This is a genomic window from Saccharothrix hoggarensis, from assembly GCF_052936025.1.
Genome location: NZ_CP193624.1, coordinates 496,938 through 513,159 on the forward strand (window position 1 = coordinate 496,938; position 16,222 = coordinate 513,159).

14 protein-coding genes are annotated in these 16,222 nt (G+C 72.4%); 8 read left to right on the top strand and 6 right to left on the bottom strand.

Translation table 11 applies throughout. The features are described from left to right. Positions 1–238: 238 nt before the first annotated feature. The 3 genes from ACRAKH_RS02495 to ACRAKH_RS02505 form a co-directional block, all read right to left on the bottom strand. Positions 239–1,174, bottom strand: a complete 936-nt coding sequence (locus tag ACRAKH_RS02495) for an o-succinylbenzoate synthase (protein WP_380720044.1) — start codon at positions 1,172–1,174, stop codon at positions 239–241. A gap of 9 nt (positions 1,175–1,183) precedes the next feature. Then, entirely contained in the window at positions 1,184–1,816 is a 633-nt protein-coding gene (locus ACRAKH_RS02500) for a hypothetical protein (protein WP_447009599.1), read from the bottom strand. A gap of 145 nt (positions 1,817–1,961) precedes the next feature. Beyond that, positions 1,962–3,623 carry a DNA repair helicase XPB gene (locus tag ACRAKH_RS02505; protein WP_380720048.1) on the bottom strand — a complete coding sequence of 554 codons (1,662 nt, stop codon included), beginning with the start codon at positions 3,621–3,623 and terminating at the stop codon, positions 1,962–1,964. A 211-nt stretch (positions 3,624–3,834) separates the two neighbouring features. On the opposite strand from ACRAKH_RS02505, the gene ACRAKH_RS02510 reads away from it, so the two are divergent. The 4 genes from ACRAKH_RS02510 (at position 3,835) to ACRAKH_RS02525 (ending at position 6,743) form a co-directional block, all read left to right on the top strand. Further along, a complete protein-coding gene (locus ACRAKH_RS02510; protein WP_380720051.1) occupies positions 3,835–4,416 on the top strand; it encodes an LppU/SCO3897 family protein in 582 nt (193 codons plus the stop codon). A gap of 97 nt (positions 4,417–4,513) precedes the next feature. After that, positions 4,514–5,110, top strand: a complete 597-nt coding sequence (locus tag ACRAKH_RS02515) for an LppU/SCO3897 family protein (RefSeq protein WP_380720053.1) — start codon at positions 4,514–4,516, stop codon at positions 5,108–5,110. A 115-nt stretch (positions 5,111–5,225) separates the two neighbouring features. Further along, a complete protein-coding gene (locus ACRAKH_RS02520; protein WP_380720056.1) occupies positions 5,226–5,696 on the top strand; it encodes an LppU/SCO3897 family protein in 471 nt (156 codons plus the stop codon). Positions 5,697–5,777: 81 nt separating this feature from the next. Continuing rightward, a complete protein-coding gene (locus ACRAKH_RS02525; RefSeq protein ID WP_380720058.1) occupies positions 5,778–6,743 on the top strand; it encodes an LppU/SCO3897 family protein in 966 nt (321 codons plus the stop codon). 90 nt (positions 6,744–6,833) lie between these two features. On the opposite strand, the gene ACRAKH_RS02530 is transcribed toward ACRAKH_RS02525, so the two are convergent. Beyond that, positions 6,834–7,700: an ABC transporter substrate-binding protein gene (locus ACRAKH_RS02530; RefSeq protein WP_380720060.1), complete on the bottom strand. Its 867-nt coding sequence runs from the start codon at positions 7,698–7,700 to the stop codon at positions 6,834–6,836. Positions 7,701–8,256: 556 nt separating this feature from the next. Between ACRAKH_RS02530 and ACRAKH_RS02535 the strand changes: the two genes are divergently transcribed. The 4 genes from ACRAKH_RS02535 to ACRAKH_RS02550 are packed head-to-tail and all read left to right on the top strand — an operon-like array spanning position 8,257 to position 13,401. Then, a complete protein-coding gene (locus ACRAKH_RS02535) occupies positions 8,257–11,610 on the top strand; it encodes a sensor histidine kinase (protein WP_380720062.1) in 3,354 nt (1,117 codons plus the stop codon). Beyond that, positions 11,607–12,026 carry a roadblock/LC7 domain-containing protein gene (locus tag ACRAKH_RS02540; RefSeq protein WP_033442969.1) on the top strand — a complete coding sequence of 140 codons (420 nt, stop codon included), beginning with the start codon at positions 11,607–11,609 and terminating at the stop codon, positions 12,024–12,026. Before ACRAKH_RS02535 ends, ACRAKH_RS02540 begins: the two co-directional genes overlap by 4 nt. Before the next feature lie 30 nt (positions 12,027–12,056). After that, on the top strand, positions 12,057–12,815 hold the full coding sequence (locus ACRAKH_RS02545) for a DUF742 domain-containing protein (protein WP_380720064.1): 759 nt from the start codon (positions 12,057–12,059) through the stop codon (positions 12,813–12,815). After that, the gene (locus ACRAKH_RS02550) at positions 12,796–13,401 is read left to right on the top strand and encodes a GTP-binding protein (protein WP_073887831.1); all 606 of its coding nucleotides are present in this window, start codon (positions 12,796–12,798) and stop codon (positions 13,399–13,401) included. The genes ACRAKH_RS02545 and ACRAKH_RS02550 overlap by 20 nt, the downstream gene beginning before the upstream one ends. 165 nt (positions 13,402–13,566) lie before the next feature. Here ACRAKH_RS02550 and ACRAKH_RS02555 read toward each other — a convergent pair whose 3' ends face one another. Further along, positions 13,567–13,812, bottom strand: a complete 246-nt coding sequence (locus ACRAKH_RS02555) for a hypothetical protein (RefSeq protein WP_380720066.1) — start codon at positions 13,810–13,812, stop codon at positions 13,567–13,569. A 107-nt stretch (positions 13,813–13,919) separates the two neighbouring features. Further along, positions 13,920–16,166, bottom strand: a complete 2,247-nt coding sequence (locus ACRAKH_RS02560) for a helicase-associated domain-containing protein (protein ID WP_380720068.1) — start codon at positions 16,164–16,166, stop codon at positions 13,920–13,922. Positions 16,167–16,222 lie beyond the last annotated feature (56 nt).

Consider the following 16,222-nt stretch of genomic DNA (forward strand, 5'->3'; position numbering starts at 1 on the left):
TCGGGTGAGGTGACGGCCGCACCGGACACCGCCCGTGCCGGAACGACCCGGGACGGGTGGAGTCGCCGCTGGCGGCGTGCGGCTGGTCGCTCAACACCTCGAACGTCGCCGTGCTCTCCCTCGACCTGAACCCGGGCGGCGTCTGAAGCCCGGCGTCCGAGGCCCGGCGTCTGAGGCACGGCGTCAGGGCCCGGCGTCTGGGGCCCGGCGTTTGGGGAGAGGGCGCGCCGAGCCCGTCTCAGAGCGCGCGCCGGACCCGGTCGAGCCGGGCCAGCCAGCGGGCCGTCGTGGCCTCGTCGGCGGCGAAGTCGGCGAACCGGTCGGGCTCCGGGGCGCGCGCGGGCACGGGCAGGCGGCCGTCCACCGGGACCAGGGACGCGGTCGTCACGTCGCCGTCCAGCAGGGACAACGTGCCCAGCCCGCACGCGAAGTCCAGCTCCGGCAGCGCCGCGGCCAGCGCCAGGCCGGCGGCCATCCCGACCGACGTCTCCACCGCCGACGACACCACGCACGGCAGCCCGCACGCCTCCGCCACCGCCAACGCCCGCCGCACCCCGCCCAGCGGCGCGACCTTGATCACCGCCACGTCCGCCGCGCCGGCCACCGCCACCCTCAACGGGTCCTCGGCGCGCCGGATCGACTCGTCCGCCGCGATCCGCACGTCGACCCGCCGCCGCACCGCCGCCAGCTCCTCCACCGACGGGCACGGCTGCTCGACGTACTCCAGCCCCCGCGCCGCCCGTTCCAGCTCGCGGATCGCCCGGACGGCCGTGTCCACGTCCCACGCCATGTTCGCGTCCACGCGGATCGCGCCCGACGGCCCCAGCGCGTCCCGCACCGCCTCGACCCGCGCCAGGTCGGACGCCAGTGCCGTGCCCGGATCGGCCACCTTCACCTTCGCCGTCGAGCACCCGGACGCCGTCACGATCTCGTGCGCGCGCTCCGGCGACACCACGGGAACCGTGCAGTTGACCGGGATCGAGTCCCGCACCGGCGCGGGCCAACCCTGCTCGGCGGCCTCCAGCGCGCACGCCAGCCAGGGCGCGCACTCCGCGTCCGAGTAGTCGAGGAAGGCGCAGAACTCGCCCCACCCCGCGGGCCCCTCCAGCAGCACGCCCTCGCGCACCGTGATGCCGCGGAACCGGTTCCGCATCGGGATCGAGTAGACCAGCACCACGGGATCTTAGAGCGGGTCCAACGCGGCGACGCGGCGCAGCGCGCTCTCCGCGTGCCCGGGGTCGGACTCCTCGGCGACGATCCGCAGCGCCGACTCGAACTGGTCCAGCCGGCGGTCCAGCTCGGCCAGCTCACGGGTCGTCTCGGCGATCGCGGCGGACAGACCGGGCCGGTTCTCGGCCCGCCGCACGGCGTCGCGCACCGGCTGGCTGTCCCGCAACGCCACCAGCGCCCGCCACAGCAGCCCCTCCACCCGCGCCACCCGCCGGGCCTCCGCGCCGCGCAGCGCGTCGAAGTGGGCGCACAGCCGGCCCGCCCGCCGGCGCTGGACGGGATCGGTGAACTGCCCGCAGTGCACGACGTCCCGCGGACCGGCCGCCCGCACCACGTCCCACTCGACCAGCCGCACCGGCAGCACGGCCACCAGCCCCACCACCGCCAACGGCACGCACGCCAGCCCCGCCGACCACCAGAACGTCGGCGCCACCACCGCCAGGGCCGCGGCCAGCAGCAGCGCCACCACCAGCACGGGCCGCAGCCGCTCCCGCCTGGCCCGCCGCACGGCCACCCGCCGCGCCGCGCCCACGTCGGCGCCCGGACGCCACAGCCACCACCGCGGTAACGGCACCACCTGGTTCATGTCCACCCGATCGTCGGACCGCAGAAGGCGTCCAACCTATCGGCGACGATCACCGGCCCGCCGGCGACCACCGGCGCGGGCCGCCCACGCGGACGCCAGCCGATGTCAGCCGACGCCGGGCGATGCCAGCCGACGCCGGGCGACGTCAGCCGACGTCGGGCAGCTTCGGCCCGAGCAGGTCGTCCGCGTCCACGATCTTGTACGCGTAGCCCTGCTCCGCCAGGAACCGCTGCCGGTGCGCCGCGTAGTCGGTGTCGAGCGTGTCCCGCGACACCACCGAGTAGAAGTGCGCCTGCCGGCCGTCGCCCTTGGGCCGCAACAGCCGGCCGAGGCGCTGCGCCTCCTCCTGCCGCGACCCGAACGTCCCCGACACCTGCACCGCCACCGACGCCTCCGGCAGGTCGATGGAGAAGTTCGCCACCTTCGACACCACCAACGTCCGCAGCTCGCCGCGCCGGAACCGGTCGAACAGCGCCTCCCGCTCCTTGTTCTTCGTCGAACCCTGGATGACCGGCGCGTCCAGCGCCTCGCCCAGCGACTCCAGCTGGTCCAGGTACGCCCCGATCACCAGCGTCGGCTCGTCCGGGTGCCGGTCGAGGATCGCCCGCACCACCGGCAGCTTCGTCCGCGCCGTGGAGCACAGCTTGTACCGCTCCTCCGGCTCGGCCGTCGCGTACTCCAGCCGCTCGTTGTCGGTCAGCGTCACCCGCACCTCGGTGCACTCGGCGGGCGCGATCCAGCCCTGCGCCTCGATGTCCCGCCACGGGACGTCGTACCGCTTCGGCCCGATCAGGGAGAACACGTCGCCCTCCTGGCCGTCCTCCCGCACCAGCGTCGCGGTGAGGCCGAGGCGCCGCCGCGACTGCAGGTCGGCGGTCATCCGGAACACCGGCGCCGGCAGCAGGTGCACCTCGTCGTAGACGATCAGGCCCCAGTCGCGCGAGTCGAACAGCTCCAGGTGCTTGTACTCGCCCTTCGACTTGCGCGTGATCACCTGGTACGTCGCGATGGTGACGGGCCGGATCTCCTTGCGCTCGCCGGAGTACTCGCCGATCTCGTCCTCCGTCAACGACGTCCGCGCGACCAGCTCCCGCTTCCACTGCCGGCCCGCCACGGTGTTCGTGACCAGGATCAACGTGGTCGCGCCCGCCTCCGCCATGGCCGCCGCGCCGACCAGCGTCTTGCCCGCGCCGCACGGCAGCACGACCACGCCCGAGCCGCCCGCCCAGAACGCCTGCGCGGCCAGCCGCTGGTAGTCGCGCAGCTGCCAGCCGTCCTCGACCAGGTCGATCGGGTGCGCCTCGCCGTCCACGTACCCGGCCAGGTCCTCCGCGGGCCAGCCGATCTTCAGCAGCAACTGCTTCAGCCGGCCGCGTTCGCTCGGGTGCACGACCACCGTGTCGTCGTCGATGCGCTCACCGAGCATCGGCTTGACCTTCTTGTGCCGCAGCACCTCCTCCAGCACGGCGCGGTCCAGCGAGTTCAGCACCAGGCCGTGCACCGGGTGGTTGGCCAGCTGGAGCCGGCCGAACCGGCCCATCGTGTCGACCACGTCCACCAGCAGCGGCTGCGGCACGGGGTAGCGGGAGAACCGGACCAGGGCGTCGACGACCTGCTCGGCGTCGTGGCCCGCGGCCCGGGCGTTCCACAGCGCCAGCGGCGTCACCCGGTACGTGTGGACGTGTTCGGGGGCGCGTTCGAGCTCCGCGAACGGCGCGATGGCGGTGCGCGCGTCGTCCGACAGCGGGTGCTCGACCTCCAGCAGCAGGGTCTTGTCCGACTGGACGATCAAAGGGCCGTCGGTCACTGGTGCGCACTCCTGTCGCTTGGTGTCCCTCCAGTGTGACCACAGCGCGCAAGTTGATCGCGGACCGTACTCGTCCGGCAACGGAAAGCTTACGGACTCGGTTCGGTAAAGCTGTGTACGTCCTCATGGCGCAGTCGATAGCGTCCCTCCGCCCCACCACGCGAACCATCGCGTGATCCGTCGGGGTTCTCCCGGATGAACGAAGGTCATCATGAGCACGGACATGCCCGCGTCCGCCCCGCCGCCCAGCGTCCAGCAGGGTCAGGCGCTCCCGCCGGAGCCCAAGAAGAAGAAAGGCGTCCTCGCCCGGATCCTCACCGCGATCATCGGCATCGTGGTCGCCGGCGTCGTGGTCTACGGCATCAACTACTTCACCAGTGACGCGGCCCAGTCCAAGGCGGGCGACTGCGCCAGCCTGACCGGCACCGCGACGAAGCCGGAGTTCAAGACCGTCGACTGCGGCGCGGCCGAGGCGAACTACACCATCGGCAAGGTGCTGGGCTCCACCACCGAGTCGTGCAACGGCGCGTACGACGAGTACACCGAGACCGCCCGCCGCGGCCCCGACTCGAAGCTGTGCCTGGTCCCGAACCTGGTCGAGGGCTCCTGCTACGAGCTCGAGAACACCAGCAAGATGGGCTACCCCGCCGTCGACTGCGGCACGTCCGGCGCGTACAAGCTGGTCAAGCAGCTGAAGGGCACCGAGGACGAGGCCGCGTGCACCGACGGTGCGCCGCTGACCTACCCCGAGCCCAAGCTGACGCTCTGCTTCGGCCCGGGCGAGAACGCCTGATCCGCCTCGCGGGTGCGCGTGCCGGTACCTTCAGAGCCGCGCCTTCAGTGCCGCTGCCTTGAGGGACCGTCACGCGCACCCGTCAGCGAGGATGACCATGAGCAACGAGCCGAGCGGGCCGGACGCGGCCGACGACCGCGTGCCCGCCACCCCCGGTGGGGCCGGGACGGGTGAGGGCCGGACGGGTCGGGCGGGGATGGCCGGCGGTGGCCGGAAGATCCTCCTCGGCGTCCTGCTGGTCGTGCTGGCCGGCCTCGTCGTGTACGGCGTCCGGCAGCTCACCGGCGGTCCCGCCGCGGCCGAGGCGGGCGACTGCGTGAGCGTCGCTGCCGAGACCGACGACCGGACCGACGTCGACGTCCTCGACTGCTCCGCCGACGAGGCGTCCTTCAAGGTCGGCAAGGTCCTCGACGAGGCCGACGCGGCCTGCCCCGAGGAGGGGCTCTACACCGAGGTCGCCCCGGCTTCCGGCGGCGACCACAAGCTGTGCCTGCTGCCGAACCTGGCCGAGGGCGCCTGCTACGGGCCCGGCGAAGGCCCCGGGTTCGTGAAGACCGAGTGCTCCGGCCCGGCGACGTTCAAGGTCACCAAGGTCGTGCCGGGCGCCGCCGACCTGTCGGTCTGCCCCGGCTCCGCGGGCATGTCCTACCCCGAGCCGCCCGTCGCGTACTGCGTCGAGCCCGCCCAGATGTGAGCCCGCCCGGACGTGAGCCCGCCCGGGTGTGAGCCCGCCCGGATGCGAACCCGGATGTGACACGCGCGGGTGAACCGGCTCAATCCGGCGCGCGCCCGTGCCGATGCCCTGTTCCATGCGGAAGAACGGGTGGGTCATCGGCGCGGTGGCGGTCGCGGTGGCCGCCGCGTTCGCGGTCACGGTGTTCGGCGGCGACCACGGCGGCAGCGCCCCCGAGCCCGGCACGTGCGCGCGGATCGAGGGCGTCGCCGACAAGCCGCGGTACCTGGCCGTGGAGTGCGGCTCCGACGACGCCACCCTGAAGGTCGCGAAGGTCGTGGACGACGCGAAGGAGTGCCCGACCGGCGGCGCGCCCTACTCGACCTACACCGGCTCGACCACGCTGTGCCTGATCCCCAACTTCGTCGAGGGCGCGTGCTACCAGCACGACAAGGGCACCGGCCTGCGCAAGGTCGACTGCGCGACCACCGACGCGGTCCGCGTCGTCAAGGCCGTCTCGGCGCTGGTGAACTGCGGTCGGAGCCGGGCCGTGCAGTACCCGGAGCCGGTCGTGACGTTCTGCCTGGGGCGCGCCGGGCCGGGCTGAGCCCGTCCGCCGCCCAATCCGCTGTGCCCGGCCGTCGCCCGGGGGTACGTTCCGCTCGCCACATCGCGAGAGGAACGCCAGGTGACCACGCCACCCGACCAGCCGTCGAACCCCGGCCAGCCGCAAGGCCCCCAGCCACCCCAGCAGCCCGGCTGGGGGCCGCCGTCGTCGCCCCAGGGGTTCCCGGCGCAACAGCCCGGCCAGCCGCCGTACCAGCCCGGCCAGTCCGGCCAGCCCGGCTACCCGGGGCAGCCCGACCAGCCCGGCTACCCGGCCCAGGAGGCCGGCTACCAGCCGATGCCCGGCTACCAGGGTCCGCCGCCCCAGTACCAGCAGCCCGGCTACGCCCAGCCCGGCTACCCGCAGCCCGGCTACGCCCAGCCGGGTCAGCCCCCGTTCGGCCAGCCCCAGCCCGGCTACCCGCAGCCCGGTCACCAGCCTGGCCAGCCCGGTCAGCCGCAGTTCGGCCAGCCGCCGTACCCGCCGGGCCACCCGCAGCCGGGCTACCCCCAGAACTTCCCGCCGCCGCCGAACAAGGTCACGTCACGCGGCGCGAAAGCGCTGATCGGGACCGTCGTCCTGGCGATCGTCGGCATCGTCATCGCGGGCGTCATCGCGGGCGTCAACGGCCCGGCCGGCGCCGAGGCGGGCGACTGCATCAAGGTGAACTCGGCCAGCGCCTCGGACGCCGACGTGGAGAAGATCGACTGCTCGTCGGCCGAGGCGGCGTTCAAGGTGGTCGCCAACCTCGACAGCGGCTCGGACGCGTGCCCGTCCGGTGACTACGCCGAGTATTCCACCAGTGGCGGACGGCGAAGTGACGGCTTCAAGCTGTGCCTGATGCTCAACGCCGCCGAGGGCGACTGCTTCAAGGAGGAAGGCTCGATTGTCGCGGGCAAAACCAGCAAGGTGACCTGCGATTCGAGCGCGACTTACAAGGTGACGAAGGTCGTGGAAGGCCGGGCGGACGAGAACGAGTGCGAGAGTGGCGAGACCGTGTCCGTTTACTCACAGCCCGCTACGACGATCTGCATGACGGACGTGTGATGCGAGCCAAAGCGCGCGCTTAAAGCCGAAAATAAGGGGCCTTCCGGCAATCGGAAGGCCCCTCTGGCTTAGCGGTGCGCTGACCGTGCGTCAGTTGGTGGTTCCGGGCGGCAACAACCCGCCGACGTCCAACCGCTCCGGCAGCACCTCTTCGGTGTCCATCATGTCGGCGACGCGCTGGAGCCGGACCGGGTTGAGCGACAGCGGGAACGTGCCCACCGCCACCAGCGCCGCGGTCTGCTGGTCGACGTCCATGTAGCCGGTCAGGGCGTTCTGCACGGACAGCTTGTCGTTCGACGCCGCCTCCTGCGCGTCCCGCAGGACCTGGCGGAACAGGGCCAGGGTGCGCGGGTTGCCGTCGGCGAACTTCTTGCTCGACGCGTACCCGGACATGGGGAAGTCCTTGGTCGGGCCGACCGCCGTGTCGGTGAGGATGCGGGCGCCGACGTCGCGCTGCGCCTTGGTGATGTACGGCTCCGTCATCCACGCCGCGTCGACCACCTTGGCCCGCATGGCGTCCACCATCTGCTCGAACGGCATTTCGACGGGCGTGATGCGCTGCTTCTCGACGCCCGCGGTCTTCAGCACGGCCTTCGTCGTGAGCGCGCCCACGTCACCGGTGGACGGCACCGCGATGCGCGGGCTGGTCCTCTTGCCGGGGTTGTCGTACGACTCGTCGATGGTGACGAGCGCCATGGTGTTCGCGCCCGCCTGGTACGCCTCGCCCTGCAGCTGCAGCTGGGTGCCCTCGGCGTAGCTGCGGAACAGGGAGACGTGCGTCGCCCACGTCAGGTCGAGCGTCGTGTCGAGCTGCTTGATGCCCTCGACCTCGTTGTTCAGCGGCACGAGCTGCACCTGCAGGCCGGCCTTCTCGAACAGCTTGTTGTTGTAGGCGAGGCGCAGCGGTGCCACGTCGACGACGGGCAGCACACCGATGCGCAGTGTGTTGCGCTCCACGTCGGGGCGGTCGTTCCCGTCGGTGCCGGGGAGCAGTCCGCACGCCGTCAAGGTCGCGGCACACGCGAACAACGCTGCCGCACGTCGCAGAACACGTGCTGGGGTAGCCATGGCACCTCTCGCCGGGATGACCTGAGAGCGAGGTCTATTTGATCAACGAATTTCTCGACGCACTTGTCGATGCGGGGGATCGTAACCACCCAGAGGTATGAAACGACAGCCCTGCTCCGATACGGTGAGTGCTTCCGGAGTCTTCCCCCGGCCTGGGCACGAGCACTACGCTCCCCGCCTGGTGGCACAGGTCGTCGCAGACCGTCGTGTCCCGAGCGCGGAGCGGGGTGACTAGCCGGCACCACTGCTCCTGTGCTGCAATTCGGCCCGATTTCGAGTCCATGCTTCGGTCCGCGGGGGAGAGGCCGGGGAACACTGCTGCCAGAAGAGGAAGCCCAGGGTGGCCCGTCGAGAGAGAGGTCCCAGCCAGTCAGGCGTGGGGATTCCACCGCGCTCCGAAAGGCCCGGAACGGGTGACGGATTGGCTGCGCTGAGTGATGGAACTGTGACCGAGTCAACGGGTGCCGAGCGGACCAGGGCCGGGTCGACCGCGACGGGCCGCAAGCAGAAGACCCACGGCGCGGCGTGGCGGCTGCGCAACTGGCGGCTGCCCACCAAGCTGACGGCCGTCCTGCTGATCCCCACCATCGCCGCGCTCGTGCTCGGCGGCCTGCGGGTGAACTCCGACCTCGCCGACGCCACCGACCTCAACCAACTGGCCAACCAGATCCAGCTGGAGTCGGCCGTCGCCGACCTGGTGCAGCAGTTGCAGCGCGAGCGCGACCTGAGCGCGAGCCACGTGGCGTCCGGCAAGCAGCTGGACCGCGTCGTGCTCGACCGCCAGCTGCGCCGCGTCGAGGACACCGTGCAGGCCCTCAACGGCAAGATCGTCGAGTTGAGCTCCGACCTGGACGACGAGGTCGTGACCCGGTTCCGGCGCGCGTCCAGCCAGCTCGACCGGCTGAACAGCCTGCGCAACGCGGTCCGCGACACCCAGTACCCGTCCGACGCCGTCATGCGCACCTACTCCGAGTCGGTGGAGAGCCTCCTCGACCTCGGCGAGCAGGCCATCGCGGGCATCAACGAGCCCGAGCTCGTGCGGCTGCACCTCGCGACCAACGCGATCGCCCGCATCAAGGAGCAGGAGTCGCGCAAGCGCGGCATCATGCTCGACGTCTTCCAGAGCGGCGCCTTCGGCCCCGGCCAGCAGCGCCAGCTCCTCGCGGCGAACGCCGAGCTGGACGCCGCCCGCAACGACTTCCGCAAGTCCGCGACCGCCGACCAGGCCAAGATCTACGACGACACGGTCACCGGTCTGATCGTCGACACCGCGAACGACATGCAGGAGACGGCGCTGAACCTGGCCGCCGCCGGCCAGCCGCTCACGTCGCTGCGGCCCGAGAAGTGGGACATCGCGTCCACGCTGACGGTGAACCTGACCCGCGACGTGGAGAACCTGCTGCTGGAGCGGCTGCAGAACCGCACCGACGAGCTGACCGGCGCCGCCCGCGCCGCGGCGTTCCGCGACTCCGGCATCGTCCTCGGCGCGTTGCTGCTGGCCATGCTCATGGCGCTGTTCGTGGCGCGCTCGATCCTGAACCCGCTGCGCGTCCTGCGCCGCACCGCGCTCGAGGTGGCCGACCACGGCCTGCCGGAGGCGGTCGGCCGCATCCTCGCCGACCCGAACCCGGAGGAGGCCGCGAAGACGGCCATCGCGCCGGTGCCGATCACGACCCGCGAAGAGGTCGGCCAGGTGGCCCGCGCGTTCGACGCGGTGCACGGCGAGGCGGTGCGGCTGGCGGCCGAGCAGGCCCTGCTGCGCGACAACGTCAACTCGATGTTCGTCAACCTGTCCCGCCGGTCGCAGGCGCTCGTCGAGCGCCAGCTGAACCTGATCGACCGGCTGGAGCAGGACGAGCAGGACCCCGACCAGCTGGCCAGCCTGTTCGAGCTGGACCACCTCGCCACCCGCATGCGGCGCAACAGCGAGAACCTGCTGGTCCTCTCCGGCACGGACCTGTCCCGCCGGCTGACCCGCCCGGTCCCCGCCGCCGAGGTGCTCGGCGCCGCGGTGTCCGAGGTCGAGCAGTACGCCCGCGTGCAGGTCGGCCAGACGCCCGAGCTGACCGTCCAGGGCCGCGCCGTCAACGACCTCGTGCACCTGATCGCGGAGCTGCTGGACAACGCCACCGCGTTCTCCGACCCGGTGACGAAGGTCACCGTGCGCACGGCCCGCACCCGCAAGGGCGAGCTGGCGATCGAGATCCAGGACCGCGGCGTCGGCATGGGCGAGCAGGAGATCGCCGACGCCAACACCCGCCTGGCCGACCCGCCGGACGTCGACGTCGCCGTGTCCCGCCGCATGGGCCTGTACGTGGTCGCGCGGCTGGCGAAGCGGCACGACATCCGGGTCCGGCTGCGCGCCAACGAGGACATCGAGGGCGGCACCACCGCGCTCGTGCTCGTGCCCGAGACCCTGGTGCAGCAGCCCGGCGCGTCCGGTTCGCCGATGGGCGCCGAGCCCGTCACCGCGTTCGGCGACTCGTTCCAGGACTCCGGCTACCAGGACTCGGGCTTCCAGGACTCCGGGTTCCAGGACTCCGGCTTCGGCAACACGGCGCAGCGCGCGTCCGGCATCGCCGGCGCGTTCGGCACCGGCACCCTGTCCCGCCTGGACGACGACGCGAGCTTCCCGAGCATCCCGCGCGTCGAGGACGAGCCGGCGTTCCCGGTGAGCTTCGTGCAGGGCGAGGGCGACCACGACCCGGCGCGCGTGCCGGCGTTCGGCGAGACCCCGACGTTCGGCCAGGCGCCCGCGGAGACGTCGGGCGAGGTGTCCGGGTCGTGGCTGTCGGCGGGCGCCGAGCGCGACGTCGAGCGGGAGCCCGAGGGCTCGTTCGGCGAGCCGACCCTGTTCACCGCCTACGAGGACCGTGACGAGCACGACACGGCCTACGAGCACGGCTTCGAGACCACCCAGTTCGCCCCGGCGCTGGACCACGGCTTCCTCGCCGACCCCGAGCCGGAACCGGAGCCCGCGCGCCGCAACGGCTCCGCGCCCGAGCACACGCCGTCGACCAGGCCGGCCGATCACGAGCTGGACGCCCCGACCGAGCGGCTGCCGATCTACGAGGCCGTCCTGTCGCAGTGGTTCCAGGCCGTGGGCAGCGAGACGTCGGCGGCGACCGCGCAGGCCGTGCCGCCGGCCCCCGAGCCGGAGCCGGTCGCGCGCGAGGAGTCGGCCCTGCCGACCCGCAAGCCGCGGCCCGTGCCGCCGGTCACGCCGGGCGTCTCCGACGACGCCCCGCCGCACCGCGGCACCCTCGACGGGGGCTCCGCGCCGAAGCGCGAAGCCGATGTTGCCCTGCCTCAGCGTGGCGACGCCCACGCCGGCACTAGTCTGACCGAGGGCGGTCTGCCGAAGAGGCAGCCCGGTTCCCCCAACAACCTGCCCAAGCGCGCTTCGGAGAACCCTTTTGGGGAGGTGTCCCGCGTGACCGAGCCCGAACCGGTCGCCGAACCCGAGCCGGACGCGCAGTCCGCCGAGTCGGTGTGGCACTCGCCCGCCGACGAGGGGTGGCAGGCAGCACAGGCCTTGCTCAGCAAGGCACCCGAGACCACGACACAGGCGGGGTTGCCCAAGCGGGTGCCCAAGGCTCAGCTTGTGCCGGGATCCGCCGCACCGAAGCCGCAGGCTGCGGAGCGGCAACCGCAGCGGCCCCCGCTGCCACCACGATCGGCTGACGCGATCCGTGGACGCATGTCGAGTCTTCAGCAGGGCGTCCGTCGAGGGCGACACGCTTTGATCGACGCTTACGCTGGTGACATGTCGAGCCGGCAAGACGAGGAGCAGGAGTGACGACCGCAGCTCAGCCAGGCAGCTTTGGTTGGCTTATCACCGACTTCGTGCGCCGGGTTCCCGGTGTGGCACATTCCGTGGTCGTGTCGGCGGACGGGCTGTTGCTCGCCGGCTCGCAGGGCCTGCCCCGCGACCGCGCCGAACAGCTGTCCGCCGTGGCATCCGGGCTCGTCAGCCTCACGGCGGGCGCGGCCAGGTGCTTCGAGGCGGGCACGGTGAACCAGACCGTGGTCGAGATGGAGCGGGGCTACCTGTTCCTGATGTCGATCAGCGACGGGTCGTGCCTCGCGGTGCTCGCGGCCCCGAACTGCGACATCGGCCTCGTCGCGTACGAGATGACGCTTCTGGTCGAGCGCGTGGGCCAGCAGCTCACCCCGGAGCTGCGCGCGCAGCTCCAGGGCGTGGTTCGGCGGTAGATCCTCATGAGATCGTGGGGGTGAAGGTAAATGGCTGAACGATCTGGCGCCGGCGGCCGACGCTTCGGTAGGAACTTCAACTACCAGGAGTGGGCGGTCGGGGGCTTCCAATTCGCTGAGCCGGATGCCGACCCCGCACAGGACGAGGAAGCCGAGGACGCACCCAACTCGTGGTCGGGTCGCCGGGCGGAGCAGGCGCCGGGATCACGGGTCGAAGGCACAGGGCAGGGGCAAGACGATATGTCTCAGCGTGAGGTTGACGACTCGTCGTACGACTACGACGACGTTCCCAACCGGTTCGACATCGACGGGTACGGCAGCGGCCTGTTCGGAGGTCCGGGCGCCGATCTCTTCGGTGCCCACGGCCTGCCCGACAGCGTGCCGGAACAAGTGCCGTACACGACCGGTCCCCAGCCGGTCGTGCGGCGCGAGGAGAACCCGGCGGCCGAGTCGGGCTCGCTGGTGCGCCCGTACACCCGGACCGGTGGCCGCACCCGGCCCGATTACGACCTCGCGATCGAGGCGCTGGTCTCCACCAGCGAACGCGGTCTCGAACGCGACGCGGCGGTGCTCCCCGAGCACCGGTCTATCTGCGGGTTGTGCACCGACACCAGGTCGGTGGCCGAGGTCGCCGCTCACCTCCGGCTCCCGCTCGGCGTGGTCCGGGTGCTGATCGGCGACATGGCGAGCATGGGTTTGGTTTTGATTCACCAGGGTGGCTTGGTCGTGGGGGACCGGCCGTCCATTGAATTCCTTGAGAGGGTGCTCAGTGGGCTTCGCAGGCTCTAGCCCCAACGCGGCCGAAGGCGCCAAGAAGCCGACGACCTCCGCGAAGATCGTGGTGGCCGGTGGCTTCGGCGTGGGCAAGACTACGTTCGTCGGTTCCGTGTCGGAGATCGTTCCGCTGACCACCGAAGCGGTGATGACCGAGGCCAGCGCCGGGGTCGACGACCTCTCGGCCACGCCGAACAAGGTCACGACCACGGTGGCCATGGACTTCGGCCGGGTGTCACTGGACCAGGACCTGATCCTGTACCTGTTCGGCACACCCGGCCAGCACCGGTTCTGGTTCATGTGGGACGACCTCGTGCGCGGCGCCATCGGCGCGATCGTGCTCGTCGACACCCGCCGCCTGGCCGACGCGTTCGCGTCGATCGACTTCTTCGACGACCGGCAGCTGCCCTACGTCGTCGGCGTCAACTGCTTCGACGGCCTGCTGCACCACCGCATCGAGGACGTCCGCGACGCGCTCACCATCGACCAGTCCGTGCCGATAGTGACGTGCGACGCGCGCAACCGGCAGTCGACCAAGCAGACGTTGATCACGTTGGTCGAGCACGCCATGCGCCAGTGGATGTCGGTGCGCGCGGGCTGATCGCCGCGCCACGTGACCGTGTCAACACCGAAGGGCGGACTCCCGCGGGAGGCCGCCCTTCGACGTGCGCCAGGCCTGGCGGTGCTCACGCCGTGACGGTGGCTGATCAGCCACCCTTGTAGCCGGCCGGCTGTCGCGTAGCTGGTCAACCACGTCGCGGACGGGTCAGTGGACGCCGTGCCGGCTACCCCAGTCACCGTTCCAGTCGTCGTCCCAGTCGTCCCAGTCGTCGTCGCAGTACCAGTCGTCGTTCGTGTCGTCGTCGCAGTCGTCGTCCCACCCGCCCAGCGCCTCCTGCGCGACGGTCGTCTTCGAGCCGTCGAGGGCCGGGGCGGCCAGGGCGGTGCCGGGGCCGAGCACGGCCGCCAGCGCGACCGCGCCGACCACGGCTGCCTTGCGAATGGTCTTCACGAGGGGTTCTCCTTCGTCGTCGTCCTCGGGTGCCGGGACGACACCCTCACGACGACGCTAGGCCGCCCCACCGTCACCAACAGGTGATCAACGCTCACGAACGGTGATCACGCACGGTCGTCTTCGACGAGGGCCGCGGACGTGATGCGGTGCAGCGGGAACCGGCGCACCTCGCCGTAGCTGACGTCGACGCCTTCCAGCACCCCGCCGCCCACGACCTGCGGGGTGATCACGCGCCGGGCCGCCGTGCCGTGGCTGTCCACGAAGTCGACGAGCACGCTCCGCCCCTCCCGCGCCGCCCGTTGCAGCAGCGCCAGGGTGGCCGACGGCCCCGCGCCCAGGTGACCGGGCACGGACACCCGCGCGCCGCCCGTGGTCGTCGCCGCGCGGTCACCCGCCCGCACCAGCCGCACCAGCTCGCCCAGCTGCTCGTCGGACGCCGTGCTCGGCTGCACCGGCTTCCGCCGCCCCTTCCCGGCGATCCGGCGGCCACCGGCCCGCAGGTCCAGCACGTGCCCGTCCGGACCCTCCGCGGCGGGCGCGAACCCGGCCGCGCGCAGCCCGTCCAGCACCTCCGCCAGCGGCAGGGGGCTCACCACCACGGTCGGCGCGATCTTGCGCAGCGCCAGCCGCTCCGCCGCCGGGTGCGACAGCACCTCGGTGATCAGCACCGGGTCGTCGCAGCGCAGGAACGACCCGGCCGCGCCACCGCGCAGCCGCCCGTGCTTGCGGGCCGCGTCGTCGATCAGGTACGTCAACGACTGCGGCACCGGTGTGCGCGACCTCGCCCGGAACAGCTCGTGCAGGTCCGCGGCGCTGCGGCCGGCGTCGAACGCGCGCCGCACCGACCCCTCGCGCACCCGGTAGACGGTGGCGCCGCCCGCCGACTCGACGTCCGCGACCAGCGCGATCTCGTCGGCCAGCTCCGGGTCCAGCCGGCCGGGCGCGACGACCGTCAGGTCGGCCTGCACCAGCACGTGGTCGACCGGGGCGGGCAACGCGTCGGCCAGCCGCTTCGCCGCCGCGCCCGGACCCTCGCTGAGCAGCGTGCGGCCCTGGGCGGTGATCGCGTTGTGCGCGATGACACCCACCTGCGTGCCCTCGTCCACGGTCCAGCGCACCAGCTCGTCGCGCAGCCGGCCGCCACGTCGCGGCGCGCGCCACGCCAGCACGGCCGCCAGCTCGTCCGGGTCGGTCACGGCGGTGCCGGGCTCCAGCGCGGCGAGGGCTTCGAGGATGCGCTTGCGGTCCCGCGGCGCGCCCGGCCGGTTCAGCTCTGGCGCCAGCGGGTTGAGCAGCCGGTCGCGGTCGTCGCGCTGCCCGATCAGGCCCGGCAGCCGGGGCAGGTCCAGCCACGCCTGCGCCAGCGTCGCCCACCGGTGCTCGGGCGCCGCCACCAGCCACGTGTCGGTCTGCGTCGTCGGCACCCACTCGGGCTCGACGCCCTCCGTGTCGGCGACCAGGCCCGCGTTCACGACCAGCTCCACCAGCAGCGCGGCACGCCGCTCGTCCACGTCGAGGTCCTTGGCGAGCTTCCGCAGCTCGCGCACGCCCACGCCACCCGACCGGAGCACCGCGGGCGGCTCCTCCGACCAGCTCTTGAGCAGCGACTCCACGTGCCGGCACAGCTCCAACGCCTCGCCGCCGCCGGTGTGGTCGACGCTCGACTGGTCGCGGCGCGCCGTGGTGAGGGGCGGCTCGGTGGTCTGGATCGCGCCCAGCGGCCGGTCGCCGCGGACCTTCAGGCCGATCTCGCGCGGCAGCTCGACGGTCAGCGCGTCCCGCCGCACGAGCAGGCCGCGGGCCAGCAGCTTCTGGATCGGCGTCCGGGCGTTGGCGAGCGACACGACGTGCGCCGCGTCCTTCGTCTGCCCGACGGGCGGTCCGGCGGCGAGGGTCTGGAGGACCCGGTGCTCGTCCGGGTCCAGCGCGGTCAGGTCGGCGTCGGCGAGCCGCGGCACCGACCGGCCGAGGCCGCACGGGAACGGGTTGACGGCGTCCCTGGTGGCGGGCGGGGTGGACAGCGCGTCGTCGTCGCCCCAGAGCAGGGCGCGGGCGCGCAGCGTGTCGAGGGCGGGTCGGACGTCCGTGCCGCCGAACAGGTCGAGCACCGCGGTCGACGGGACCGGGGCGACGTCGGCGTCCAGCACGAGCAGCGCTTCGAGGACCGTCAACGTGAGCGTGTCGAGGTCTTCGCAGGCCCGCGCCACCGACGCCCGCGACCCGATGCGGGTGGCGAGCACCGTCGTGTCCGCCGGCGGCGGCGTGGCCAGGTCCGGCCGGGCGCGCAGCAGAGCCACGAGCGCGGTGTCGTCCTGCGCCCGCAGCCACTCGGCGAGGGTGGTGGCGGACATCCTCACCACGGTATATGCCGCGCACCCCGCCCGCGCCGCCCAGCCCCCGAAACCCG